Origin of the sequence: Plantibacter sp. MMLR14_011 (genome assembly GCF_001865025.1) — a bacterium.
Lineage (GTDB): Bacteria > Actinomycetota > Actinomycetes > Actinomycetales > Microbacteriaceae > Plantibacter > Plantibacter flavus_A.
In genome coordinates this window covers 54,789-79,367 of the sequence record NZ_MJGW01000061.1, presented here as the reverse complement: position 1 = coordinate 79,367, position 24,579 = coordinate 54,789, and the positions used below count along the sequence as shown (strand labels likewise).

The 24,579-nt window shown below is 69.9% G+C and carries 23 protein-coding genes; 16 read left to right on the top strand and 7 right to left on the bottom strand.

Annotation, left to right across the window (positions count from 1 at the left end):
• The first annotated feature begins 54 nt into the window (after positions 1 to 54).
• From BIU99_RS16320 to BIU99_RS16300, 5 genes are all read left to right on the top strand, one after another.
• On the top strand, positions 55 to 1,422 hold the full coding sequence (locus BIU99_RS16320; RefSeq protein ID WP_071262237.1) for a glutamine synthetase family protein: 1,368 nt from the start codon (positions 55 to 57) through the stop codon (positions 1,420 to 1,422).
• On the top strand, positions 1,409 to 2,245 hold the full coding sequence (locus BIU99_RS16315; protein WP_064295537.1) for a gamma-glutamyl-gamma-aminobutyrate hydrolase family protein: 837 nt from the start codon (positions 1,409 to 1,411) through the stop codon (positions 2,243 to 2,245). The genes BIU99_RS16320 and BIU99_RS16315 overlap by 14 nt, the downstream gene beginning before the upstream one ends.
• On the top strand, positions 2,242 to 3,597 hold the full coding sequence (locus tag BIU99_RS16310; protein WP_071262236.1) for an aldehyde dehydrogenase: 1,356 nt from the start codon (positions 2,242 to 2,244) through the stop codon (positions 3,595 to 3,597). Before BIU99_RS16315 ends, BIU99_RS16310 begins: the two co-directional genes overlap by 4 nt.
• A gap of 82 nt (positions 3,598 to 3,679) precedes the next feature.
• Complete coding sequence (locus BIU99_RS16305) at positions 3,680 to 4,468, top strand: 3-oxoacyl-ACP reductase (protein ID WP_071262235.1); 789 nt, start codon at positions 3,680 to 3,682, stop codon at positions 4,466 to 4,468.
• A gap of 53 nt (positions 4,469 to 4,521) precedes the next feature.
• On the top strand, positions 4,522 to 5,286 hold the full coding sequence (locus BIU99_RS16300) for a FadR/GntR family transcriptional regulator (protein ID WP_071262234.1): 765 nt from the start codon (positions 4,522 to 4,524) through the stop codon (positions 5,284 to 5,286).
• 90 nt (positions 5,287 to 5,376) lie between these two features.
• Here BIU99_RS16300 and BIU99_RS20355 read toward each other — a convergent pair whose 3' ends face one another.
• Positions 5,377 to 5,499 (bottom strand): hypothetical protein, encoded by a 123-nt coding sequence (locus BIU99_RS20355; RefSeq protein ID WP_255376692.1) that lies wholly within the window; start codon positions 5,497 to 5,499, stop codon positions 5,377 to 5,379.
• A gap of 71 nt (positions 5,500 to 5,570) precedes the next feature.
• On the opposite strand from BIU99_RS20355, the gene BIU99_RS16295 reads away from it, so the two are divergent.
• The gene (locus BIU99_RS16295; protein ID WP_071262233.1) at positions 5,571 to 6,521 is read left to right on the top strand and encodes a LysR family transcriptional regulator; all 951 of its coding nucleotides are present in this window, start codon (positions 5,571 to 5,573) and stop codon (positions 6,519 to 6,521) included.
• Between the two features lie 91 nt (positions 6,522 to 6,612).
• Here the strand turns inward: BIU99_RS16295 and BIU99_RS16290 are convergent, their stop codons facing one another.
• Positions 6,613 to 7,311 carry a DedA family protein gene (locus BIU99_RS16290; RefSeq protein WP_071262232.1) on the bottom strand — a complete coding sequence of 233 codons (699 nt, stop codon included), beginning with the start codon at positions 7,309 to 7,311 and terminating at the stop codon, positions 6,613 to 6,615.
• Between the two features lie 171 nt (positions 7,312 to 7,482).
• Between BIU99_RS16290 and BIU99_RS16285 the strand changes: the two genes are divergently transcribed.
• On the top strand, positions 7,483 to 8,358 hold the full coding sequence (locus BIU99_RS16285; protein WP_071262231.1) for an exodeoxyribonuclease III: 876 nt from the start codon (positions 7,483 to 7,485) through the stop codon (positions 8,356 to 8,358).
• A gap of 282 nt (positions 8,359 to 8,640) precedes the next feature.
• Here the strand turns inward: BIU99_RS16285 and BIU99_RS16280 are convergent, their stop codons facing one another.
• The 3 genes from BIU99_RS16280 to BIU99_RS16270 form a co-directional block, all read right to left on the bottom strand.
• Positions 8,641 to 10,230: a DUF4832 domain-containing protein gene (locus BIU99_RS16280; protein WP_071262230.1), complete on the bottom strand. Its 1,590-nt coding sequence runs from the start codon at positions 10,228 to 10,230 to the stop codon at positions 8,641 to 8,643.
• A 159-nt stretch (positions 10,231 to 10,389) separates the two neighbouring features.
• Entirely contained in the window at positions 10,390 to 11,982 is a 1,593-nt protein-coding gene (locus BIU99_RS16275) for an amino acid permease (RefSeq protein ID WP_071262229.1), read from the bottom strand.
• A 160-nt stretch (positions 11,983 to 12,142) separates the two neighbouring features.
• Entirely contained in the window at positions 12,143 to 13,063 is a 921-nt protein-coding gene (locus tag BIU99_RS16270; protein WP_071262228.1) for an AEC family transporter, read from the bottom strand.
• A 164-nt stretch (positions 13,064 to 13,227) separates the two neighbouring features.
• Here BIU99_RS16270 and BIU99_RS16265 point away from each other — a divergent pair, with 164 nt between their 5' ends.
• Positions 13,228 to 14,325: a Glu/Leu/Phe/Val dehydrogenase family protein gene (locus tag BIU99_RS16265; RefSeq protein ID WP_083397430.1), complete on the top strand. Its 1,098-nt coding sequence runs from the start codon at positions 13,228 to 13,230 to the stop codon at positions 14,323 to 14,325.
• Positions 14,326 to 14,404: 79 nt separating this feature from the next.
• Here BIU99_RS16265 and BIU99_RS16260 read toward each other — a convergent pair whose 3' ends face one another.
• Positions 14,405 to 15,418 carry an NADP-dependent oxidoreductase gene (locus BIU99_RS16260; protein ID WP_071262227.1) on the bottom strand — a complete coding sequence of 338 codons (1,014 nt, stop codon included), beginning with the start codon at positions 15,416 to 15,418 and terminating at the stop codon, positions 14,405 to 14,407.
• A 103-nt stretch (positions 15,419 to 15,521) separates the two neighbouring features.
• Positions 15,522 to 15,908, bottom strand: coding sequence for a DUF1304 domain-containing protein (locus BIU99_RS16255; RefSeq protein WP_071262273.1), 387 nt, complete (start codon positions 15,906 to 15,908; stop codon positions 15,522 to 15,524).
• 138 nt (positions 15,909 to 16,046) lie between these two features.
• On the opposite strand from BIU99_RS16255, the gene BIU99_RS16250 reads away from it, so the two are divergent.
• From BIU99_RS16250 to BIU99_RS16215, 8 genes are all read left to right on the top strand, one after another.
• Complete coding sequence (locus tag BIU99_RS16250; protein WP_071262226.1) at positions 16,047 to 16,628, top strand: TetR/AcrR family transcriptional regulator; 582 nt, start codon at positions 16,047 to 16,049, stop codon at positions 16,626 to 16,628.
• Between the two features lie 131 nt (positions 16,629 to 16,759).
• Positions 16,760 to 17,668, top strand: a complete 909-nt coding sequence (locus tag BIU99_RS16245; RefSeq protein ID WP_071262225.1) for an ABC transporter ATP-binding protein — start codon at positions 16,760 to 16,762, stop codon at positions 17,666 to 17,668.
• A gap of 54 nt (positions 17,669 to 17,722) precedes the next feature.
• Positions 17,723 to 18,784: an aliphatic sulfonate ABC transporter substrate-binding protein gene (locus BIU99_RS16240; RefSeq protein ID WP_071262224.1), complete on the top strand. Its 1,062-nt coding sequence runs from the start codon at positions 17,723 to 17,725 to the stop codon at positions 18,782 to 18,784.
• A gap of 31 nt (positions 18,785 to 18,815) precedes the next feature.
• Positions 18,816 to 19,655 (top strand): ABC transporter permease, encoded by an 840-nt coding sequence (locus BIU99_RS16235; protein WP_071262222.1) that lies wholly within the window; start codon positions 18,816 to 18,818, stop codon positions 19,653 to 19,655.
• Between the two features lie 160 nt (positions 19,656 to 19,815).
• Positions 19,816 to 21,249, top strand: a complete 1,434-nt coding sequence (locus BIU99_RS16230) for a DUF6421 family protein (protein WP_071262220.1) — start codon at positions 19,816 to 19,818, stop codon at positions 21,247 to 21,249.
• Between the two features lie 133 nt (positions 21,250 to 21,382).
• A complete protein-coding gene (locus BIU99_RS16225) occupies positions 21,383 to 22,786 on the top strand; it encodes a sensor histidine kinase (RefSeq protein WP_083397436.1) in 1,404 nt (467 codons plus the stop codon).
• Positions 22,783 to 23,490 carry a response regulator transcription factor gene (locus BIU99_RS16220; protein ID WP_071262219.1) on the top strand — a complete coding sequence of 236 codons (708 nt, stop codon included), beginning with the start codon at positions 22,783 to 22,785 and terminating at the stop codon, positions 23,488 to 23,490. Before BIU99_RS16225 ends, BIU99_RS16220 begins: the two co-directional genes overlap by 4 nt.
• Positions 23,491 to 23,553: 63 nt before the next feature.
• On the top strand, positions 23,554 to 24,558 hold the full coding sequence (locus tag BIU99_RS16215; protein ID WP_071262218.1) for an aldo/keto reductase family protein: 1,005 nt from the start codon (positions 23,554 to 23,556) through the stop codon (positions 24,556 to 24,558).
• Positions 24,559 to 24,579 lie beyond the last annotated feature (21 nt).

The following is a 24,579-nucleotide window of genomic DNA, read 5'->3' as shown; positions in this document are numbered from 1 at the left end:
CTCCATTGAGGTAGAACGCCGACGACGGGTCCCCCCGATCAACGAGGAGCTGCCATGCACCCACGCTCAGGAAACCTGACGCTCGAGGAGCTCACGACGGCCGTCGCCGCGCGCGAGATCGACACCGTGATCCTCGCGTTCACCGACATGCAGGGCCGACTCGTCGGCAAGCGCGTCTCGGCACGCCTCTTCGTCGAGGACGTCGCCGAGCACGGGGCGGAGTGTTGCAACTACCTGCTCGCGGTCGACGTCGAGATGAACACGGTCGACGGCTACGCGATGTCGAGTTGGGAACGCGGCTACGGCGACATGGCGATGATCCCCGACTTCTCGACCCTCCGCCGCGCGCCCTGGCTGCCGGGCACGGCCCTCGTCACCGCCGACCTCCAGTGGCTCGACGACGCCCCGGTGGTCGCTTCACCCCGTCAGATCCTCATCGCCCAGCTCGAACGGCTCGCGGAACGCGGCCTCGTCCCGTTCGTCGGCACGGAGCTCGAGTTCCTCGTCTTCGACGACACCTTCCGGGAGGCCTGGGCGAAGGACTACACGAAGCTGACCCCCGCCACCGACTACAACATCGACTACGCGATCCTCGCCTCGACCCGCATGGAGCCGTTGCTGCGCGACATCCGCAACGCCATGGACGGCGCCGGCATGTACTGCGAGGGCGTGAAGGGCGAATGCAACCTCGGGCAGCAGGAGATCGCGTTCCGCTACGACCACGCCCTCGTCACCTGCGACAACCACTCGATCTACAAGAACGGGGCGAAGGAGATCGCCGACGCCCACGGCAAGAGCCTCACGTTCATGGCGAAGTTCGACGAGCGCGAAGGCAACAGCTGCCACATCCACATCAGCCTCCGCGGCGAAGACGGTTCGGCCGTGTTCGCGGACCCCGACGCGCCCGACGGCATGTCGAAGCTCTTCCGGCACTTCCTGGCCGGGCAGCTCGCCGCGATGCGCGAGCTGACGATGTTCTTCGCGCCGAACATCAACTCCTACAAGCGCTACGTCGACGGCAGCTTCGCCCCGACGGCCGTCGCCTGGGGACACGACAACCGCACTTGCTCGCTCCGGGTCGTCGGCCGGGGGCTCGGCATGCGCGTCGAGAACCGGGTGCCGGGTGGCGACGTGAACCAGTACCTCGCCGTTGCCGCCCTCATCGCCGCCGGACTGCACGGCATCGAGAACGAACTGGAACTGGAGGACCCGACCAGCGGCAACGCCTACACGGGCGGTGCGCCCCGCGTCCCGACCTCGCTCCGGGAGGCGGCCGAGCTCTTCTCGCAGTCGACGATCGCCCGCGAGGCCTTCGGCGACGAGGTCGTCGACCACTACCTGAACTTCGCGAAGGTGGAACTCGCCGCCTTCGACGCCGCGGTGACGGACTGGGAGCGGGTGCGCGGCTTTGAACGCCTCTGACCCGGACGTCCCAGCGACCGACCCGCCCGTCTCGAGCGCTCCGCTCATCGGTGTCACGACCTACCTCGAACAGGCCCAGACCGGTGTGTGGGACGTCCCGGCGTCCTTCCTGCCGAAGGTGTACCTCGACGCCGTGACGGATGCGGGAGGGATCGCGGTCCTCCTCCCACCCCAGCCGGTCACCCGTGCCGTGGCCGCGTCCGTGCTGGCGCGGCTCGACGGCCTCATCGTCTCGGGTGGCGCCGACGTCGACCCCGGCCTGTACGGGCAGGCCGCCCACCCGCGCACGGGTCGACCACGGACCGACCGGGACGCCTGGGAGGAGGCGCTGCTCACGGCGGCGATCGACGCCGAGCTGCCGTTCCTCGGCATCTGTCGTGGCGCACAACTGTTGAACGTCGCGCTCGGCGGGACGCTGATCCAACACCTCCCCGACCTCGTCGGCGACGACTCCTTCCAGCCCGGCGAGGGCGTCTTCGGGCCGAAGACCGTCGCGATCGAAGCCGACTCGCGGCTGGCCGCGCTGCTCCGGCAGGACGACGACGAGCTCGACGTGCACGTCTACCACCACCAGTCGATCGACCGCGTCGCCGACGGACTCGTCGTCACCGCCCGCACCGAGGAGGGCGTCATCGAAGCGGTCGAGCTGCCGACGGTCCCCTTCGGACTCGCCGTGCAGTGGCACCCCGAGGAGGAGACGGCCGACCGGCGTCTCTTCGCCGGGCTCGTGGACGCCGCGCGACGACACCGCGACGCCGGGACCACCGCAGGACTCAGCACCAGCACCACACCCGGCACCGAGAGCAGGAGCACCACACCGTGAGCTACACGATCCTCAATCCGGCGAACGAGCACGTCGTCACGACGGTCGAGCACCTCGACCTCGCCGAGACGGACGCCGCCATCGCCCGCGCCGCGGTCGCCCAGCGGTCCTGGGCGGCCGTCAGCCCCGCCGACCGCGCCCAGGCGCTCCGCCGGTTCGCCGCGTCGGTCGACGCCGACCGCGAGCACCTCGCGAGCCTCGAGGTCGTCAACTCCGGCCACCCCATCACCCAGGCGCGGTGGGAGGCCGGTCACGTCCGCGACGTGCTCGAGTACTACTCGGCGTCACCCGAACGGCTCTTCGGTCAGCAGATCCCCGTCGCCGGCGGCATCGACCTCACCTTCCACGAACCGCTCGGCGTCGTCGGCATCATCACCCCGTGGAACTTCCCGATGACGATCGCCGCCTGGGGCTTCGCACCGGCGCTCGCGGCGGGGAACGCGGTGGTCCTGAAGCCCGCGGAATGGACGCCACTGACGAGCATCCGCCTCGGTGAACTCGCCCTCGAGTCCGGTCTGCCCGAGGGCTTGTTCCAGGTGTTGCCGGGCCGCGGGTCGGTCGTCGGCGAGCGCTTCGTCACGAACGAGACCGTCCGGAAGGTCGTCTTCACCGGGTCGACCGCCGTCGGCAAGCGCATCATGGCCGGCGCGGCGGAGCAGGTGAAGCGCGTCACCCTCGAACTCGGCGGCAAGAGCGCCAACATCGTGTTCGCGGACGCCGACCTCGAACGCGCGGCCGCGGCCGCCCCCTACGGCGTCTTCGAGAACGCGGGCCAGGACTGCTGCGCCCGGAGCCGGATCCTCGTCCAACGGAGCGTCTACGAGCGGTTCATGGAGCTGCTGGAGCCGGCCGTGCAGGGTGTGGTCGTCGGCGCTCCGAACGACGAGGCCACCGAGATGGGACCGCTCGTCTCCGCTCCGCATCTGGCCGCCGTGCGCTCGTACGTGCCCGAGGGTGCGCCGATCGCCTTCACCGGGAGCGCCCCGGACGGCCCGGGGTACTGGTTCGCGCCGACCGTCCTGACGCCCGGCCGCGACGACCGCACCGTCCGGGAGGAGATCTTCGGTCCCGTCGTCGCCGTCCTGCCCTTCGAGGACGAGGCCGACGCTCTCACCCTCGCGAACGACACGGAGTACGGCCTCTCCGGCTCGATCTGGACCCGCGACGTCGGTCGCGCGATACGGGCCGCTCGAGCGGTGGAGTCGGGCAACCTGTCCGTCAACTCCCACTCCTCCGTCCGCTACTCCACCCCCTTCGGCGGGTTCAAGCAGTCGGGTCTCGGGCGCGAGCTCGGTCCCGACGCCCCGCTCGCCTTCACGGAGACGAAGAACGTCTTCCTCGCCGTCGACTGAACGACCCGCACCACCCGGCCCCTGAGCACCATCCCCGGTCCCTGAGCCTGTCGAAGGGCGGGGCAGAGAGAAAGAGCACCACATGACCATCACCCCCATCGACCTCACCCAGCGGCTCGCCGGGAAGGTCGCCGTGATCACCGGCGGCGCGAGCGGCATCGGCCTCGCCACGGCGAAGCGCTTCGCCGCGGAGGGCGCCACCGTCGTCATCGGCGACCTCGACCCGACGACCGGCCAGGCGGCGGCCGAGCTCGTCGGTGGGCTCTTCGTCCAGGTGGACGTGACCGACCAGGCGCGTGTCGACCACCTGTTCGACACGGCGGCCGAGACCTACGGCTCGGTCGACATCGCCTTCAACAACGCCGGCATCTCCCCGCCCGACGACGACTCGATCGAGACGACCGAACTCCCTGCCTGGGAGCGCGTGCAGGACGTGAACCTCAAGTCGGTCTACCTGTGCTCGCGCGCCGCCATCCGTCACATGGTGCGGCAGGGGAAGGGCTCGATCATCAACACGGCGTCGTTCGTCGCCGTCCTGGGTTCGGCCACCTCGCAGATCTCGTACACGGCATCCAAGGGCGGAGTGCTCGCGATGAGCCGCGAGCTCGGCGTGCAGTTCGCCCGGCAGGGCATCCGCGTCAACGCCCTGTGTCCCGGTCCCGTCAACACCGCGCTGCTGCAGGAGCTCTTCGCGAAGGACCCGGTACGCGCGCAGCGGCGACTCGTGCACATCCCCCTCGGTCGGTTCGCGGAGCCTGAAGAGTTGGCCGCGTCCGTCGCCTTCCTCGCGAGCGACGACTCCTCCTTCATCACCGGGTCGACGTTCCTCGTCGACGGCGGAATCTCCTCCGCCTACGTGACGCCGGAATGAGCTGACGACATGCCCGGGCGGGGGACGCGACCCCGGGGAAATAGACTGATCCGATGAGCGAGACGGGGAAGGGCGACGAGGCGACCGAGGTGCTCAGCGCCGAGCTCCTCCTGCGTCCGGGCCGCGCCGGGAACGCGTTCGAGGAGACCGTCCAGCGGCTCCTGCAGTCCATCCGTCTCGGGCTCATCGAGCCGGGCGGTCGTCTGCCGGCCGAGCGCGAACTCGCGACGATGCAGGGGGTCAGCCGAGACACCGTGCGGGATGCGATCGCCGCGCTCACCGAGGCCGGTTACCTGACCTCGCGGCGAGGACGCTACGGCGGGACGTTCGTCATGGACGAGCTGCCCGACGACGAGGCGATCACCGGGGCCCACTCCCCAGAGGCCGGCCGGGTCTCGATCTCGGCGGCGGAGATCGAGGACACGCTCACGCTCCGCAGCATCCTCGAGGTCGGTGCTGCGCGCGAGGCGGCGCAGTGCAAGCTGTCCGGCGCCGACCGCGAACGCCTGTGGCAGGCGCTCGGAGACTGCCGGGATGCGGCGCCCGCCGACTACCGCCGCCACGACTCCCGTCTCCACCTGCTCATCGCGGAGCTCGTGGGAGCGCCCAGCCTGCTGCCGCTCGTCGCCGAGTCGCGCATGCGGGTCAACGAACTCCTCAACGGCATCCCACTGCTGGCGGTGAACATCGCCCACTCCGACGAGCAGCACGAGCGCATCGTCAAGGCGATCCTGCGCGGTCACCCCGAGGAGGCGGCACAGGCGATGGCCGAGCACGTCGCCGGCTCCGAGGCGCTCCTGCGAGGCTTCCTCGCCTGAGCGCCTGTCGCAGCGCGGACATGGAACGACCTCCCGGCGACGAGTCGCGAGGAGGTCGGATGCGCCGGTCGTGCCGGCGGGTACGAGGTCCTAGAAGGACTTCGGGTAGGTGCGGGCCGGGATGGCACGGTAGCCGTCGCGCTTGACGACGACGACCGATCCGACGGCCGCACTCGCAGCGAGGAGGGCGATGATGCCGAGATAGATGGTCATGCTTCTATGAAACGCCCGATCGGCATGAAGGACAAGCGCACGATACTGACGCTATTCGGTAGCATCTCTACATGGACGTCCGCCGACTCGACCTGCTGCGGGAACTGGCCGAGCGCGGCACCGTGCACGCCGTCGCCGAGGCCACACACCGCACCCCGTCCGCGGTCTCCCAACAGCTCAAGGTCCTCGAGCGCGAGGCCGGACTCCCGCTCACCGAACGGCGTGGTCGCGGCCTCGTCCTCACCGACGCCGGCCGGGCACTCGCGGCCAGCGCCACGGACGTCGCCGTCGCGATCGAGCGGGCGACGAGCGTGTGGGACGAGTACCGCAACCGTCCGATCGGCACCGTCACGGTCGCGACCTTCCCCACCTTCGGGCAGATGGTCGTCCCCGCCGTGCTCCGCACACTCGAAGCGGTGCCCGGCCTGCGGGTCGTCGTGAGCGACCGAGACCCCGACCTCGAGGACTTCCCCGATCTGGCGGCCGACTTCGACATCGTCATCGCGCAGGCGATCAGCGGCGAGCGCAACTGGGTCCGTCGCGGTCTCCGCATCACGCAGCTGCTCTCCGAGCCGCTCGACGTCGTACTGCCGGTCGGGCATCGCTTGAGCGGCCAGACCGTCCTGACCCCGGCGGACCTCGCGGAGGAGTCCTGGATCGGCGTGCCGGTCGGCTATCCGCTCGACCGCCTGCTCCGCAGCATCGAGGCCGAATCGGGCGGCGAGCTCCGAGTGGTGCAGCGGGTGAGCGACAACCGCATCGCGGAGGCGATGGTCGCGGCGGGCCTCGGTATCGGCCTCCTCCCGCGATACACGGCCAGCGGCCCGGAGCGCGGCATCGTCCTCCGTCCGCTCGCGGGGCTCGACGCTACCCGTCGGATCGTCGCACTGTCGCGTCCCGACCGCGCCGAACGCCTGGCGGTGCGGACGGTCCTCGACGCGATCCGCGTGGAGGCGCAGTCGGTCGCCGCTTCGCACACGGCGCAGGAGCCCGAGGAACTCACCACGCCCCGCTGGGTGTGAGCTGGACCGTTCTCAGGAGTCCGTCGGTGCGCCGGTGGCGGCGACCGCGGACACACCGCTCGAGTCCTGAGAACGGTCCCGGCGGTGACGGTCAGCCCTCGGCCCGACCGACGCCGCTGCGCTCCCGGCGGTACCGCTGCACGCCGCGCCAGACCGCGACGCCGACGGCGATCACGACGCCCGCGATGACCACCTTCTGAAGGATGCCCGCGTACTCCTCGACGAGGTGCCACTGCTCGCCGAGGAAGAAGCCGGCGAGGACGAAGATGGTGTTCCAGATGGCACTGCCCGCGAAGGTGAGCAGGGTGAACCGCAGGACCGGCATCCGTTCCACGCCGGCGGGGACGGAGATGAGACTCCGGAAGATCGGCAGCATCCGACCGAAGAACACCGCCTTCGAACCGTGCTTCTGGAACCAGGCCTCCACGCGGTCGACGTCCTCGACGTGCACGAGCGGCACGCGCTCGGCGAGCCGTCGCATCCGGTCGCGTCCGAGCACCGCCCCGATCGCGTAGAGGGCCAGCGCACCGATCACGGAACCGGCCGTCGTCCAGATGAGGACCTCGACGAGACCGAGCTTGCCCTGACTGGCGGCGAATCCGGCGAGCGGCAGGATGATCTCGCTCGGCAACGGCGGGAAGAGGTTCTCGAGGGCGATGGCGAGGCCGGCTCCCGGACCACCCAACGTCTCCATGAGGTCGACCGCCCAGTCGGCGACCCCTCCGAGGGCGCTGTCCCCTCCGGTCGAGGCGGCGGACAGGCTGGACGTGGCGGCGGTGGACGTCGTCATACCCTCGACGCTACGCGACACCCGCTCGCCATCCCTGGGAACCTCCGCTCAATCCCCCACCCGTCGGTTCCACCGAACCGGCCCGTTCTCAGGACCGCTTCGGCGTGGCGAGCCTCACTCGGGGCGACACGCCGGAGGTCTCCTGAGAAAGGAAACCGATAGCGTTGGGGCATGCGCATCGCCACCTGGAACGTCAACTCGATCCGTACCCGCGTCGGCCGCGTGGTCGACTGGCTCGTCCGAGAAGACGTCGACGTCCTCGCCATGCAGGAGCTCAAGTGCAAGCCCGAGCAGTTCCCGATGGAGGCCTTCACGAAGGCCGGCTACCAGGTGGAGCTGCACGGGCTCAGCCAGTGGAACGGCGTCGGCATCGCCAGCCGCCTCCCGATGGAGGACGTGCAGATCGGCTTCCCCGACATGCCCGGCTTCGGCAAGCCGCCGGCGAGCCTCGCGCTCGACGGTCCCGGCTTCGACGCCGACGGCCTGCCGCTCGAAGCGCGAGCCATCGGCGCGACGGTCGACGGCGTCCGCCTGTGGAGCCTGTACGTCCCGAACGGCCGCGCGGTCGGCGACCCGCACTACGACTACAAGCTCCGTTGGCTCGCCGCGCTCGAAGCCGACACCCGCTCCTGGCTCGCCGAGAACCCCGAGCTGCCACTCGCACTCATGGGTGATTGGAACGTCGCGCCGCTCGACTCCGACGTCGGCGACCCGAGCTTCGGCCCGGGCTCGACTCACATCTCCGCGCCGGAGCGCGCCGCTCTCGCCGCCTTCGTCGACGCGGGACTCCAGGACACCGTCCGCCCGTTCGTCCCCGAGGGCTACACCTTCTGGGACTACAAGCAGCTCCGGTTCCCACGGAACGAGGGCCTCCGGATCGACTTCATCTACGGCTCGCAGGCCTTCGCGGACCACGTCGTCGAGGCGTCGATCCACCGCAACGAGCGCAAGGGTGACAGCCCGAGCGACCACGTTCCCGTCGTCGTCGACCTCGACTTCACCCTCTCCGAGGAAGAGGACGACGACTCGCCGATGATCTTCGGCTGACACCGCTCCGCACCGCCCACAACTCCTGCTGTCGGAGCACGCCAGCGCTCAGCTGGGACCCCAGGCGCCAAGAACGAGCACTCAGCAGGAGTTGTGAACACGGCAGACGGCCTCGCCCGCGGACAGGCACCCGCTGGCCCCGCCTCACCCAACCGTCCGGCGCTCGACCGCCCGACCGTCCGAACCGTGTTCACAACTCCTGCAGGTCATGCCTCGGCGGCCCTGTCCGAGACCGGAGGCGGTAGCCGCCCCGATCGAGCAGGAGTTGTGAACGTCCCCCGATCAGGACGCGGGCGAGGAGACCCGGCGGCGGGAGAGGACCAGCGCGAGGGCACCGAGGGCGATCGCGCCACCACCCAGCCATGCGGGAGCGAGCGACGAGACGCCCGTGTCGGGCAGCCTGGCCGCAGCACCGGCCACCGGTTCGGCCATGACGACGCCGTCGGCACCGACGGTCACCTGACGCTGCAGGCTGTTCACACCGGTCTCCGCGTCCCAGGTGCCGACGTTCGCCGTCTGGACGGCGTAGAGCGGATTCGTCGCGACCGACTCGTGCGTGGCGGGCAGCGACAGCGCGGTGTCGTAACGACCGGCCGGGACGTCGGCGAGTGACGCCTGGAGCGTGACGGTCTCCCCCGCGCCCCAGGTGCGGGCGTCCGAGCCGAACGGGACGAGCACCGTGCGCTCGGCGTTCGACAGGACCAGGTAGGCGGGCCGGCTGTTGTACGGAGCCGCCCACCCGTCGTTCCGGACCGTCAGCGAGAGCGTGCCGTCCACGACCGAACTCTCGGTCATCACGAAGCGGTAGCCGAGTCGCTTCGCGGTGGTGTCGAGGTTCTCCTGGCCCCAGGACTGCAGGACGTCCTGCAGGTAGTCCCAGTTGAGGTAGCTGAAGTTGTAGCGTTCCATCTCGGTCGAGGCCGTCGCCCACTCCGACCGCGGCGGGTTCACGTTGCAGGTCTCACCGCCCACCGGCACCCAGTCGCCCTCCTGTGCGAGGTAGTCCTGATCGAGCGAGATCGGGTCGGACAGGTACGTGCCCCAGTCGTCGGGCGCCGCGAGGAAGCAGTCGTTGTGGTGGCCGATGCGCGAGATGGCGCTGCCGTCGAACGCCTGCGCCTCGGTGATGGCCCCGGCGGTTCCGGACGGCACCCCGAGGATGTTCTGCTTCATGTTCATGGTCCGCACCTGGATGGAGCGGTCGGCGGGAACCGCCTCGAGGAGCGCCTCGACGACTGCGCGACGCTTCGCCCAGTCCTCGTCCGTGAGGACACCGGGGTTCGCCGGGTCCGCGGCGAAGTGGTCCGTGTAGTAGCCCTCGCCCCAGAGGCCGACGAAGCCGGCCTGCACGACCGAGATGACGTCGGCGTTGTCCTGGAAGATCGGTGTGAGCTGCTCGATGTGGGTGAGCACGATGTCGAGCGGTGCGTCGCCGTAGGGCGGTGTATAGGGCCAGTCACCGCCCGCCAGGTACGCGAAGCGGGGGATGATCGAGATGCCGGCGGTGCGAGCCGCGTCGAAGTCCGCCTGAACGAGCGCGAGCCAGGCCGGGTCGAGGGTCGGCTCGGCCACGAATCGTTCCATGTAGAAGACGCGGACGAGTTCGGTGATGCCCTCCTCGCGGTAGGCCGCCAGGGTGGCGACGTCGAGCGGCGTGTACCCCGGCCCGCCCTCGGTCCCCTCGGGGTAGTAGTGCGTGTTGTTCGTGTGGTCGAAGCCGCGCTCGGGATTCGCGATGATCGCGTCGCTCGGCTCGTAGGCGACCGTGTCGGCCGGGGTCGGGGCAGGTGCTTGCGCCGCAGCGCTCAGCGGTGTGGCGACGACGATGCCGCACGCGGCGAGCACGGCGACGAGACGGAGACGACGGGTCACGGGAACTCCAGCGGGGTCCGGTGGTGCACGGAAGAGGTTGCCCACATCCTGCTGAACCGACACCCGAGGTGCAAGGGAATGCTCGAAACCGACCCGAAGTGATCACTATCGCTTAGCGATTCACCACGAAGCACTGACTCGCCGCCGTCTCCGCTCGCCCTATGAGCGAGGTGCGCCCCCGCGCTTCCGCTTGTTCGCATCGATGGCGGGACGCTCCGCGACCACCGGCCAGGTGCCCGTGTGCCCCTCGCGTGCGGCCGCAGCGGCGAGGATCCGCGGCTTGGCGGCGAACCACCCGACGATGAGCAGCGGGATGAGGACGACGAGGGAGGCGAGGACCCAGCGGCCGGTCTCCGAGAAGCCCATGGTCACGAGGACGAAGGCGAGGAACGCCAAGGTCAGATACGACGTGAACGGCGCCCCGAACAGGCGGAACGACGGCCGCTCGACCTTGCCCTGCTTGGCCCAGCGCTGCAGCTGGATCTGGCAGAGGATGATCGTCGCCCACCCGCCGATGATGCCGATCGCCGAGATCTCGAGCACGATCTCGAATGCCTTCGACGGGACGAGCGCGTTGAGGCCGACACCCAGCAGGGTGAGTGCCGCCGTGAGCAGGATGCCGCCGAAGGGGACGCCGTTCTTGCTCATCTTGCCGGTGAAGGCGGGAGCCGAGCCGTTGACGGCCATCGAGCGGAGGATGCGGCCCGTCGAGTACAGACCGGCGTTGAGGCTCGACAGCGCCGCGGTGAGGACCACGAAGTTCATGACCGATGCCGAGATCGCCCCGGCCTGCTCCGACCCGATGTGCGAGAAGAAGGTGACGAACGGGCTCTCGCCGGCCTCGTAGGCCGTGTACGGCAGCAGGAGCGACAGCAGCAGCACCGAGCCGACGTAGAAGATCGCGATGCGGAAGATGACCGTGTTGACGGCCTTCGGCATGATCTTCTTCGGCTCCGCCGTCTCACCGGCAGCCGTACCTACGAGCTCGATGGCTGCGTAAGCGAAGACCACACCGGAGATCGCGATCATCGGGGCGAAGGCCCCGACCGGGAACAGCCCGCCGTTGTCGCCGATGACCGAGAATCCGACGGCGCCGATGTCGGTACGTCCGCCGAAGACGATGAAGCAGACGCCGACGATGAGGAAGATCACGAGCGCCGACACCTTGATGAGCGCGAACCAGAACTCCATCTCCCCGAACAGCTTGACGGAGACGAGGTTGAGCGCCAGCACGATGACGAGGGCACCGAGTGCGAAGACCCACTGCGGGAAGTCCTCGAGTTCCTTCCAACCGAACAGCTTGCCGAAGGTCTTGATGTAGAGCGCGGCCGCGGTGACGTCGACGATCGAGGTCATCGCCCAGTTGAGGAAGTACAACCACCCCGCGCCGAACGCCATCTTCTCGCCGTAGAACTCACGCGCGTAGGAGATGAACGAGCCCGAAGACGGACGGTGGAGGACGAGTTCGCCCAGAGCGCGGAGGATGAGGAACGCGAAGAACCCGCAGAGCGCGTACACGAGGATGAGCGCCGGGCCGGAGCTGTTCAGACGCCCGCCCGCACCGAGGAAGAGCCCCGTGCCGATCGCGCCGCCGATCGCGATCATCTGGATCTGCCGCGGCTTGAGGGTCTTGTGGTATCCCTCCTCCTCACCGGAGAAGTCCTGCACGGCGAGCATCTCGTCGCCGACGGTCTCGCGGGATTCGGCCCAGTCTCCGGAGCGTACGTGTCGTGGGTTCGTGCCTTCGGTCATGTCGTCCCATCGAGTCGTGTCCGGTGGTGCTCCACCGGACTGGACGGTGGTATATCTCAGTCGCGCCCGCCCAAGAGTAGTCGCGAACGTTCGACTTTTCCGGCCATCGCTGTCCATTCTTCGGAGGACAGAGCTGTTCCGGATGGACCGGTTCCGGAGGTCAGGCGAGCAGGGCTGCGACGACGACGAGGACCGGTACGGAGAGGATCGTCGTCAGCAGGACGGTGTCGCGGGCGAGCGTGACGCCCTGCTCGTAGCGGCTGGCGAAGTTGTAGACGTTCTGGGCCGCCGGGAGGGCGGCGAGGACGACCGAGGCGAACAACGGCGTGCCACTCAGCCCGAACCCGAAGTGGGCGATGAGGTAGGCGAACCCGGGCATCACGACCGATTTGATCGCGGTCGCCACGAAGATCTCCCGACGTCCGCTGCCGGCCTGCAACGGCCGCATGCCGTGCAGCGACATCCCGAACGCCATCAGGATGAGCGGCACCGCCGCGCCCCCGAGGAGTTCGAACGGGGCCATGACCGGCTCGGGCAGTCGGACGCCGAACAGGTTGAGCACGACGCCGACGATCGACGCGACGATCATCGGATTGCGGAAGGGTTGCGTCACGACACCGAGGAAGGAGACGGAGCCGCGCTGTCTGACATCGAGGATGGTGAGGGCGATCGGAGCGAAGACGAGCAGCTGCAGCAGGATGACCGGGGCGACGTAGCCGGCCTCACCGAGGACGTAGACCGCCACCGGGATGCCGATGTTGTTGGCGTTGACGTAACCCGAGCCGAGTGCGCCGATCGTCGCGACGGAGAGGTCCTTGCGCAGCCACACGGCGTTCAGCAGCACGAAGAGTGCAGCGGCCGACAGGGCACTCGCGAGGGCGACCCAGATGAAACTGCTGAACACCTCGTGCAGGTCGGCCGTGGCGAGCACGGTGAACAGCAGCGCCGGGTTGGTGACGAAGAACGCCACCCGGTTGAGCACGTGCCCGGTCGTCGGGCCCCCGACCTCGAGACGCCCGGCGAGGTAGCCGACGAGGATGACGGTGCCGATGATCGCGAACCCCGTCAGCACTCCACCCATGCCGTCCAGCCTAGGCGCAGCCCGCCTGCCGGCCCGGTCGAGCCGGCAGTTGTGGAGCGGGCGGTCGGCGTGGAGAATCTGGGGAGGAGAGCCGGGCACCACCATCGCCCCGCGATCCGCTCCCACCAGGAGCCCGCACCAATCACCCACGAGGAGATCCGACGATGACGTCATTCGACCCGGTCGCGTCCAGCGACGCGATGCACAGCACCACCCTCCCCCACGAACGCCTCTCCATCAGCCGCGGCCCGCGCTCCGGGCTGACCATCAGCGTCGCCCTGCACTCCACCGCCCTGGGACCGGCCCTCGGCGGCGCGCGACTCTGGCGGTACGGGTCCTGGCTCGAGGCCGTCGACGACTCCCTCCGCCTCGCCGCGGGGATGACGATGAAGAACGCGGCCGCCGGTCTCGCACACGGCGGCGGCAAGTCCGTCATCCACCTGCCCGTCGGCACGACCCTCGACCCCGCGGAGCGCCGCGACGCGATGCTCGACCTCGGCGACGCGGTCGAAGCACTCGGCGGCAGCTACCGCACCGCGGAGGACGTCGGCACGACCGCCGACGACATGGCCGTCGTCGCCGAGCGGACCGACCACGTCAGCGGGCTGCCGGCGGACCGCGGAGGTGTCGGCGAACCGAGCGAGGCGACGGCGGCCGGCGTGTACGCGGCCATCACCGCGACGCTCGAGACGGTCTTCGGCACACCGCTCGTCGCGGGCCACCGGGCGACGGTCTCCGGACTCGGCCAGGTCGGCGGCCGACTCGCCCGGCGCCTCGCGGCCGAGGGGGCACGCCTCATCGTCACCGACGTCGACCCACGCAAGCGCGCCCTCGCCGAGGAGATCGGCGCCAGCTGGATCGAACCGGGCGACGAGCACCTCGTCGAGACGGACCTCTTCGTGCCGTGCGGTGTCGGCGGCGCCCTGAACGCCCGGGTGATCGGCCAGCTGCGGTGTCGCGCCGTGGTCGGGGCGGCGAACAACCAGCTCGCCACCCGCGCCGACGCAGTGACCCTCGAGGAGCGCGGCATCCTCTGGGCGCCGGACTTCGTCGCGAACGCCGGCGGCGTGATCTACCTCGCCATGGCGTCCGAACCGGGCGCCGATGCCGCGGCCATCGAGCAGCGGGTGTCGGCGATCGGGCGGACCGTGCAGTCGATCTACCGGGATGCGGCAGCGGAGGGCGTCACGACGCTCGTCGCTGCCGAACGCCTCGCGATGGCCCGCATCGATGCGGCCGGCGGGGTCCTCGCAGCGGTCTGACGACGACGAACGGCCCGCCCACCCGGAGCGGGTGGGCGGGCCGTCGGTCGCCAGTGTCAGGCGGCGTCGAGGGATCGCGTCAGAGCTTGACGACCATCTTCCCGGTGTTGGCGCCGCGCATGAGGGCGAGGAACGCGTCGAGCGTGTGGTCGAGGCCCTCGTAGACGGTCTCGTCGAAGACGACGTCACCGTTCTGCAACCAGGCACCCATCTCACCGGAGAACGCCGGGAAGTGCTGCGTGTAGTTGCCGACGGTGAAGCCCGTGAGGGTGAGCCCCCGGGTCACGATGTTCGACAGGTTGCGCGGGCCCTCGGCACGCTCGGTGTCGTTGATCTGCGAGATGACGCCGCAGAGCGCAGCGCGTCCACCGTCGTTGAAGGCGTCGATCGCCGCTTCGAGGTGCTCGCCGCCGACGTTGTCGAAGTACACGTCGATGCCGTCGGGTGCCGCGGCCGCGAGCTGCTCGGCGACGGGGCCGTCCTTGTAGTTGAACGCCGCGTCGTAGCCGTACTTCTCCGTCAGCAGGGCGACCTTCTCGGCCGATCCGGCCGAACCGATGACGCGCTTCGCGCCCTTGAGACGGGCGATCTGGCCGACCATCGTGCCGACGGCACCTGCCGCACCGGAGACGAACACCGTGTCGCCCTCTCGGAACTTGGCGACCTCGAGCAGACCGACGTACGCGGTGAGGGCCGTCATGCCGAGGACGCCGAGGTAGGCGGACAGCGGGACGCCGGGGAGCTCGGGGACGACGCGGAACCCGCCGGCGTCCTCCTGGACGAGGTCGCGCCAGCCGAACTGGTGCAGGACGACGTCGCCGACGGAGAAGCCCTCGGCGGCCGACTCGACGACCCGGCCGATGGCTCCGCCGGTCATCGTCTCTCCGAGCTGGTACGGCGCGACGTAGGAGCGGGCGTCGTTCATACGACCGCGCATGTAGGGGTCGACCGAGAGGAAGAGGTTCTGGACCCGGAGCTGGCCGGGCGCGAGCTCCGGGAGCTCGACGGAGACGGTCCGGAAGTCGGACTCGGTCGGCCAACCGACCGGTCGCGAGACGAGCTGGATCTGGGTGCTGAGCGCGGGGGTGTTCATGTGGTGCCTTTCCTTGGTGCGGTGATTCGATGCATCGGTGGGTGGGCGCAGCACGTCGTCGGGTTGCGGACGGGGTGACGCCGGGGCGTCGGGATGGGAGGTGTCAGACGACCAGCGCGATGATGAGCGCGACGAGTCCGAGCAGCGGGGTGGTCCCCTGGACGATCGCGGCGCGTGCCTTCGTGCGGTCCGAGGTGACGAGGACGAGCGAGGCCAGGAGCATGGAGCCGGCCGAGGCGAAGACGAGGGCCGCGCCGATACCGGTCGAGCCGGTGATCAGGAAGACGATGCCGACGATCGCGCCGATCGCGAGGAACAGGTTGTAGAAGCCCTGGTTGTACGCCATCCCTCGGGTGGTCTCGGCCTCGAGCTCCGAGGTGCCGAAGGTCTTGCGGGTGGCCGGCTCGGTCCAGCGCAGCGACTCGAGCACGAAGATGTAGACGTGCAGGAGGGCGGCGATGCCGACGAGGACGAGACTGACGACGAGCATGGGACGGGCCTTCCGGGAGATCGGTGTCGAGTCGTCCGGGCGGAGCGACATTCTGTACCGATGGGTCTACTATAATAGTAGAACGCTCGGTACACAAGCCGCCGTCCGGAGGTCCGGCCGAGCCAGGAGGAGGCACCCATGGGACGCACGCAGGAGTTCGACACCGTCGCCGTCGTCCAGGCGGCGCGGGACGTCTTCTGGGACCGCGGGTACGAGGCGACCTCGCTCGCCGACCTCGAAGCGGCCACCGGTCTGCGGCGGTCGAGCCTGTACCACGCCTTCGACAGCAAGCGCGGACTGTTCGACGCCGCCGTGCAGGACTACCTCGACACCGTCATCCGACCGCGCCTCTCGGTGCTCGCGCGTGCGACGGACGGCAGAGCCGGGCTCACCACCTACTTCTCGGGCGTGCAGACCGTCATCGCGACGCTGCCCGACGACTCCCCCCGCCGCGGTTGCCTCCTCCTCAACAGTGCGGCCGGCCTCGCGGCCCACGACGATGCACTGCGCGAGGTCGTCGACGGCTACCGGGCCGAGCTCACCACCGCGGTCTCGGACGCCCTCGCCCTCGCCCGTCCCGAGGCGGACGCGGACGAACTCGCCGCGGCCGCCCGGCAGCTCACCTCGTTGTCGGTCAGCGCGCTGCTGCTCGCCCGGGTCAACCGGGAGGAGGCCGTCGCCATCCTCGACGTCGCCCTCACGCAGGTCGGCAGCTGGTAGTGGACGCATAACACCGGAGCCCTCCGGATGTCACCGGCGGACGCCAATGTGACGCTCTGTTTCGGCGACCGGGAGTGACCCGTCACCCTCGCGTAGCATGGCGGGCACCCCACCCCTGGAGCCCGAGACCCATGACGAACGCCGCCCCAAGCCCGCTCGCCGCGAGCTCGCCGGTCACCCGCGACGCCGTCCCCGTCGGCTCGGCGGATCGTGCCTCCACGGTCGCGTTCGCCGGGGTCGGCCGCACCTTCGCGAGCGGCGTCGGCAAACGCGCCGACACCCCACGGCCCGTGCTGCGCGATGTCACGATCACCGCCGAGGCCGGTGAGGTCGTGGCGATCCTCGGCACAAGCGGCTGCGGCAAGTCCACCCTGCTGCGGATCGCGGCCGGTCTCGACCACCCGTCCGCCGGCTCCGTGCTCATCGACGGCACGCCCGTCGACGGCATCGACCCGCGCACGGCCTTCGGTTTCCAAGAGCCTCGACTCCTCCCCTGGCGCACCATCGCGGCGAACGTCGCGCTCGGTCTTCCCAAGCGGACACCCGCAGCCGAAGGACGTGCCCGCGTCGCCGAGCTGCTCGAACTCGTCGGGCTCGCGGACTTCGCCGAGCACCGCCCGCGGGAGGTCTCCGGCGGCATGGCGCAACGCGCCTCACTCGCCAGGGCCCTCGCTCGCCGGCCGGGCGTCCTGCTCCTGGACGAGCCGTTCGGCGCCCTCGACGCCCTCACCCGGCTGAAGATGCAGGACCTGCTGCTCGCCATCCACCTCGCCGCGCCCACGACCATCCTGCTCGTGACGCACGACGTCGACGAGGCCCTCCAGCTCGCCGACCGGGTCATCCTCCTGGGTCGCGAGGAGGGACAGCCCGGTTCGACCATCGCGCAGACCGTGACCGTCCCCGGCGACCGCCCGCGCGACCGCGGGTCGGCAGAGCTCGCCGAACTTCGCGGCCGTCTCCTCGACGGACTCGGCATCGACCGCCACGGTCTCGCCCGCGGCGACCAACGACTGCCGTCCATCCCGCACTTCCCGTACTGAGCCACCCACCATCTCCGCCGTCATCCCGCACCGATCCACAGCAAGGACCAACGCATGACCTCACGACGCCGCTTCACCATCTCCCGCGCCGGGCGCGCGGCCCTCGTCGCCGCGACCGCCGCCGCAGCACTCCTCCTCAGCGGCTGCGTGGCGGGCGAGAACGCTCCTGCAGCCGGCGGCGACAGCACCGCCGGCACCACCGAGGGCGGCACGCTCAACATCGACTTCGCGACCTACAACCCGCTCTCCCTCATCATCAAGGACCAGGGCTGGCTCGAGGACGCCCTCGACGACCAGGACATCACCGTCAACTGGGTCCAGTCGGCCGGCTCCAACAAGGCCAACGAGGCACTGCGGGCCGACGCGATCGACGTCGGGTCCACCGCCGGTTCCGCCGCGCTCCTGAACCGGGCGAACGGGTCGGCCATCCAGGCGATCGACGTCTTCTCGCAGCCCGAGTGGTCGGCGATCGTCGTCGGCCAGGGTTCGACGATCACCGACGTCGCCGAGCTCAAGGGCAAGAAGGTCGCCGCGACGAAGGGCACCGATCCCTACTTCTTCCTCCTGCAGGCGCTGGAGGAGGCCGGCCTGTCCGCCTCCGACGTCACGATCGAGAACCTCCAGCACGCCGACGGCTGGGCGGCCCTGCAGAACGGCTCCGTCGACGCCTGGGCCGGTCTCGACCCGATCATGGCCGGCGCCGAGGAGGCGGGCGCGAAGCTCATCTACCGCAACGTCGACTTCAACAGCTACGGCATCCTGGCCGCGACCGAGTCCTTCATCGACGAGCGTCCGGACGTCGCGCAGACCGTCGTGAACGCCTACGAGCACGCTCGTGAATGGGCCGCGTCGAACCCCGACGAGACGGCGCAGATCCTCGCAGACGCCGCGGGCCTCGACCTCGCCGTGGCGACGAAGGTGATCACGGAGCGCTCGAACCTCGACGTCGACCCGGCCCCGGGCGAGGCGCAGGAGCAGGTCCTGTCGATCATCGGCCCGATCTTCGTGGAGTCCGGCGACGTGTCGTCGCAGGACAAGGTCGACGACGCCCTGGCCGACCTCTTCAACCCGAGCTTCGTGGACGACGCGGACCCGTCCGCCATCGGCGCGAAGTAGTCCGGCCCCTGAACCGTCCCGAGAGGAAAGCATGACCGAGTTCGCCGGTCTCGGCACCACCGTAGCCGCGGGTGCCCAGGCGACCCAGTCCGGCCGCGAAGCACGCGCGGTCCTCGGGTCCCGCAGGATCGTCGTCGTCCTCGGCGGCTTCCTCGTCCCCGTCGTCATCCTCGGAGCCTGGCAGCTCGTCACCGCGCTCGGCCTCGTGCCGGCCTCGCAACTCCCGGCACCCGCCGAGGTCTGGGCGGCCGGCGTGGACCTCGCGCAGCGCGGCTGGCTGCAGCAGGACGTCGCCATCTCGGTGCAGCGGGTCCTCATCGGCTTCCTCATCGGAGCCGTCCTCGGTCTCGTCCTCGGCGCGGTCGTGGGGCTCTCGCGCCTCGGCGACATCCTGCTGTCGACGACCTTCGCGGCAATACGCGCCGTCCCGTCGCTCGCGTGGGTCCCGCTGCTCATCCTCTGGTTGAAGATCGGTGAGGAGTCGAAGATCACGCTCATCGCGATCGGCGCGTTCTTCCCGGTGTACACGACGGTCTCCGCCGCCCTCCGCCACGTGGACAAGCACCTGGTCGAGGCCGGCCGCGCCTTCGGCCTGAACGGTGTCGCGTTGTTCCGGACGGTGCAGCTGCCCGCCGTGACGCCCTCGGTCGTCTCCGGCCTCCGACTCGCGCTCGCGCAGTCGTGGCTGTTCCTCGTGGCGGCGGAGCTCATCGCCTCGTCCATGGGACTCGGATTCCGCCTGGTGGACTCGCAGAACAACGGCCGGGTCGACCGCATCTTCTTCGTCATCATCGTGCTCGCGCTGCTCGGCGCGATCACCGATGCGCTCGTCGGTGTCCTCGACCGCTGGATCAAGCGCCGCTGGGGATAGCGGTCCGCCGCGGTCGGCCGTGCAGTTCCCCGGCGTGAACGGCCGAATGTTGCAGCGAAGTCGCTCCTGACGCAAGAAATCCGCACCCCCTCCGCCCCTACGCTCGAAGGAATCGTCACCCACCCCGGGCGACGCCTGCGCACGCGGAAGGAGGTTCACCATGTCGAACGTCGCCACCACCCACACGAAGAGCATCGTCGGAGAGCCGGAGGTCGTCGAAGACGCCGCCGCACTCGTCGGGCACCCGGCCTGGACGGACCTCAAGGCCGCCGCGACCGCGCTGCAGGCCGTCCAGGTGAAGGACGGCTCGATCCCCGAGGCGGGCGACCACGAGTCGGCGGCAGGGCACGTCGCCACGATCGTCGCGAGTGTCCGCACCCTCGCTCCGAACTTCCCGCACGACGCCGAGTACCTCGACGCCCTCGTCGCCGACTTCGACCGCTGGGAGCGCGACGGCTTCGGCGTCCCGGACTTCCTCGACTCGCTCGTCGCCTTCCACCCCGAGCGGCACCGCGTGGACGGCCTGGCACACCTCGTCGTGTTCCCGATGGTCACGCAGAACGGTTCGACCGACCGCCACATCGAGGCCGTGCTCGTCGAGGTCATCTGGCCCGAGTTCATCGCCGCGCTCGAGGCCGGCGACTACACGAACGCGCTCTTCGTGCCGATCCGCTTCCTCGACTTCACGCCGGGGTACGACACGAACTCCGCGGTCCTCTTCCCCGAAACGGTCGCGATGCGCGCGATCCCGGCGTTCACCTGGGGCGCGATCTTCCAGGACCGCGAGGCGGCCCGGTACCGTCGGGTCGTCCGAGCCGCGGCCGAGATCACCAAGCTCGACCTCCCCGCCGACGCCGCGTCCCTCCTGGACGACCAGCAGCTGGCCGAGGAGACCTTCGTCATGTGGGACCTCATCCACGACCGCACGCACATGCGCGGTGACCTCCCGTTCGACCCGTTCATGATCAAGCAGCGGATGCCGTTCTTCCTGTACTCGCTCGAGGAGCTGCGCTGCGACCTCACGGCGTTCCGCGAGTCGGTCCGGCTGGAGCGCACGCTGACGACCCGCGCGGAGACCGAGACGCTCGACGCGGCGGACGCGGCGATCCTCGAGCACGCGAAGCTCGTCCAGTACGCGATCATCTTCGATCGCATCTTCCGGTTCGCCATCACCGGCTCGCGCGTCCGGAACTACGACGGCGTCGGCGGCCAGCTGCTGTTCGCGTGGATGCACCAGCACGGCGTGCTGCACTGGACCGACACGAGGCTCACGATCGACTGGGACGAGGTCCCCGACGTGGTCGTGCGGCTCGGCGAGAGCATCGACGAGCTGTACTGGCGATCGATCGACCGTCCGAAGACCGCGCACTGGCTCGCCGCGTACGAGCTCGTCCGGACGACGCTGACGCCGCACCCCGCGTCGCAGTGGGCGCGTGGATTGTCCGACGAGATCCTCAGCGGACCGCCGCGTGGACTCACCGACGCGGTCCTCGACGACGAGTTCCCCCTGTCGATGTTCTACGAGGCGCTCGGCAAGAAGATGGCGGACGTCATCACGTCGACCGCCGGGATCACGGGGCGATCCGCGGCCTGACCCGACCGTGCCGCGGAGGAGCCCGGAGCAGCACTCTCCCGAGTGCCGCTCCGGGCTCTTGTTCGAGCCCGGAGCGGCGCCCTCCGTCGCTCGACGGATGTCCTCGGCGGGGCGTCGCGCTAGCGTGGACGGCATGAGCGAGCCCGCCGTCGACCAGCAGGAGGACCGCCCGGTCGACCCCTACGACGCCGAGTGGCGACGTCCTGCCGCGACGCCGTCGGAACAGCGATCGGACGTCATCCTCGCCATCGCCCTCGGCGTCGGCACCCTCCTCAGCCTGACGCTGTACACGATCGCCGGGTTCTACCCCGAGCCCGCACCGATGTGGGCGTCCGTCCTCTGGGCGATCGGCATCACCGCGCCGCTCGCGTTCCGTCGCCGCTTCCCGTGCTCCGTCTCGATCGTCGTCGCCGTCATGTTCATCGTGGGCGGCACGGCGCTCGTACCCGAGGTCCTCTTCACGAACATCGCCCTGTTCCTCGCGATCTACACGGTCGGTGCATGGGTCCCGAACCGACGTCGCGCCGCACTCGTCCGCGTGCTCATCATCGTCGCCATGTTCGTCTGGCTGCTCGTCTCCATGTTCATCCAGGCGACCGACCCCGACGCGCTGCCCAGCCTCTCCCGGGTGGGGCTCTTCTCACCCCTCGTGGCGTTCATCCTCATCCAGATCCTGACGAACATCCTCTACTTCGGGGCCGCGTACTTCTTCGGCGAGCGCGTGTACCAGTCCTCCCGGGAGCGGGCGGCGCTCGAGCAGCGCACGGCCGAGCTCGAGGCGGAGCGCGCCCGTTCCGCCCGGCAGGCGGTCGCCCTCGAGCGGGTGCGGATCGCGCGCGAGCTGCACGACGTCGTCGCCCACCACGTCTCGGTGATGGGGGTCCAGGCCGGAGCCGCGCGCACCGTGCTCGATGCCGACCCGGCGGCCGCGCGGGATGCACTCACGAACGTCGAGCTCGGCGCACGGAGCGCGATCGACGAGCTGCGCAAGATGCTCGGCACCCTCCGCGCGCACAGCGAACCGACCGACGAGGAGAGCAGCCCGTCGACCGTCGGCGTCGGCCAGCTGGGCCGGCTCGCCGACGAGTCGACGGCGAACGGGCTGCCGACGAGGTTCGAACTCGTGGGCACACCGGTCGCGATCCCGGCCGTCGTCTCGTTCAACCTGTACCGGATCGCGCAGGAGGCGCTCACGAACGCCCGCAAGTACGGTGGCACCACGGCGACGGCCGAACTCAGGCTCCGCTATCTGGACGACGCGGTCGAGCTCGAGGTCACGAACACGGGGACCGTCCCGACGGTGGCCCGCCGCGGTGGGCTCGGGCTCATCGGGATGCGGGAGCGCGTGGCGTCGTCGGGCGGCGTCCTCGAGGTCGGGGCACGCGCCCGCGGCGGCTTCCTCGTGCGGGCCGCCATCCCGCTCGGCCGGTCGGGCGACCAGGCGATGGAGCCCGTCGCCGCGTCCATCGCCGACGCCCGCTTCGCCTCCGCCGCCGCAGGACGACCCCAGACCGCCACCACGAAGGACCAGGCATGACCGAGCAGCCCACCCGTATCCTCCTCGTCGACGACCAGGAGCTGCTGCGTGCGGGCTTCCGCATCATCCTGGGCTCACAGCCCGGGATCGAGATCGTCGGCGAGGCGTCGGACGGCGCCGAGGCCGTCGCGCTCGCGACGACGCTCGCGCCGGACGTGATCTGCATGGACGTCCAGATGCCGGGCATGGATGGCCTCGAGGCCACCCGTCGGATCGTCGCGGATCCCGAGGTGCACGCCGCGGTCCTCATCCTCACCACCTTCGACCGCGACGACTACCTGGCCGAGGCGCTCCGGGCCGGTGCGAGCGGGTTCCTTCTGAAGAACTCCTCGCCGGAGGAACTCGTCGCAGCGGTTTCGGTGATCGCGGGCGGGGAAGCGCTCCTCTCGCCGGCGGTCACCCGCCGGGTCATCGAGGGGTTCACCCGGCAGCCCCCCGCCGTCGAGGACGCCGTGGAGGATCACACCGCCCCGGCCGGGCCGACGACCGGCGCCGACTACGACCAGCTGACGGAGCGCGAGCGCGAGGTCCTGCAGTTGGTCGCCCAGGGCCTGTCCAACCAGGAGATCGCGACCACGCTCTTCGTCGGCGAGGCGACCGTGAAGTCGCACGTCTCGAAGGTGCTGCAGAAGCTCGCCCTCCGCGATCGTATCCAGGCGGTCATCTACACCTACGAGCACGGGCTGGCGTCACCGCGCAGCTGAGGGTTCGCTCCGTCTCCGCGCAACCCCGTCGGTCGGTCGGATGCGAGGAGTAGCGTGACGAGCATGGAATTTCGATACCTCGGCAACAGCGGACTCAAGATCTCAGAGATCATCTTCGGCAACTGGCTGACCCACGCCTCGCAGGTGGAGAACGACGTCGCCACGGCGAGCGTTCGCGCCGCCCTCGACGCCGGCATCACCACCTTCGACACGGCCGACGCCTACGCCAACACGGCGGCGGAGCAGGTGCTCGGCGACGCCCTCAAGGACGAACGACGCGCGAGCCTGGAGATCTTCACGAAGGTCTACTGGCCCACCGGCCCGAAGGGGCACAACGACGTCGGGCTGTCGCGCAAGCACATCATGGAGTCGATCGACGGTTCGCTCACGCGTCTCGGCACCGACTACGTCGACCTCTACCAGGCCCACCGCTACGACAGCGAGACGCCGCTCGAGGAGACGATGCAGGCCTTCGCCGACGTCGTCCGGGCGGGCAAGGCGCTCTACATCGGTGTGAGCGAGTGGAACGCCGAGCAGCTGCGCGCCGGCCACGCCCTGTCCAAGGAGCTGGGCTTCCAGCTCATCTCGAACCAGCCGCAGTACTCGATGCTGTGGCGGGTCATCGAGGAGAAGGTCGTCCCCACCTCGCGCGAACTCGGCATCTCCCAGATCGTCTGGTCGCCGGTGGCGCAGGGCGTCCTCAGCGGCAAGTACCTGCCGGGTGCAGAGCTCCCGCAGGGCAGCCGGGCCACCGACGAGAAGGGCGGCGCCGACACCATCAAGCGCTTCCTCGACGACGAGGTGCTCACGGCCGTCCAGCAGCTGAAGCCCATCGCCGACGAGCTCGACCTCACCATGGCGCAGCTGGCGCTCGCCTGGGTGCTGCACAACGACAACATCGCCGGTGCGATCGTCGGGGCCTCGCGTCCCGAGCAGGTCACCGCGAACGCCGCCGCGGCCGGTGTGAAGCTCGACGACGCGGTCATCGCCCGCATCGACGAGGCCATCGGCTCCGTCGCCGAGACCGACCCCTCGAAGACGGTCTCCCCGGAGTCCCGCCCCGCCTGATCCAGCGCTCGGCTGGTCCAC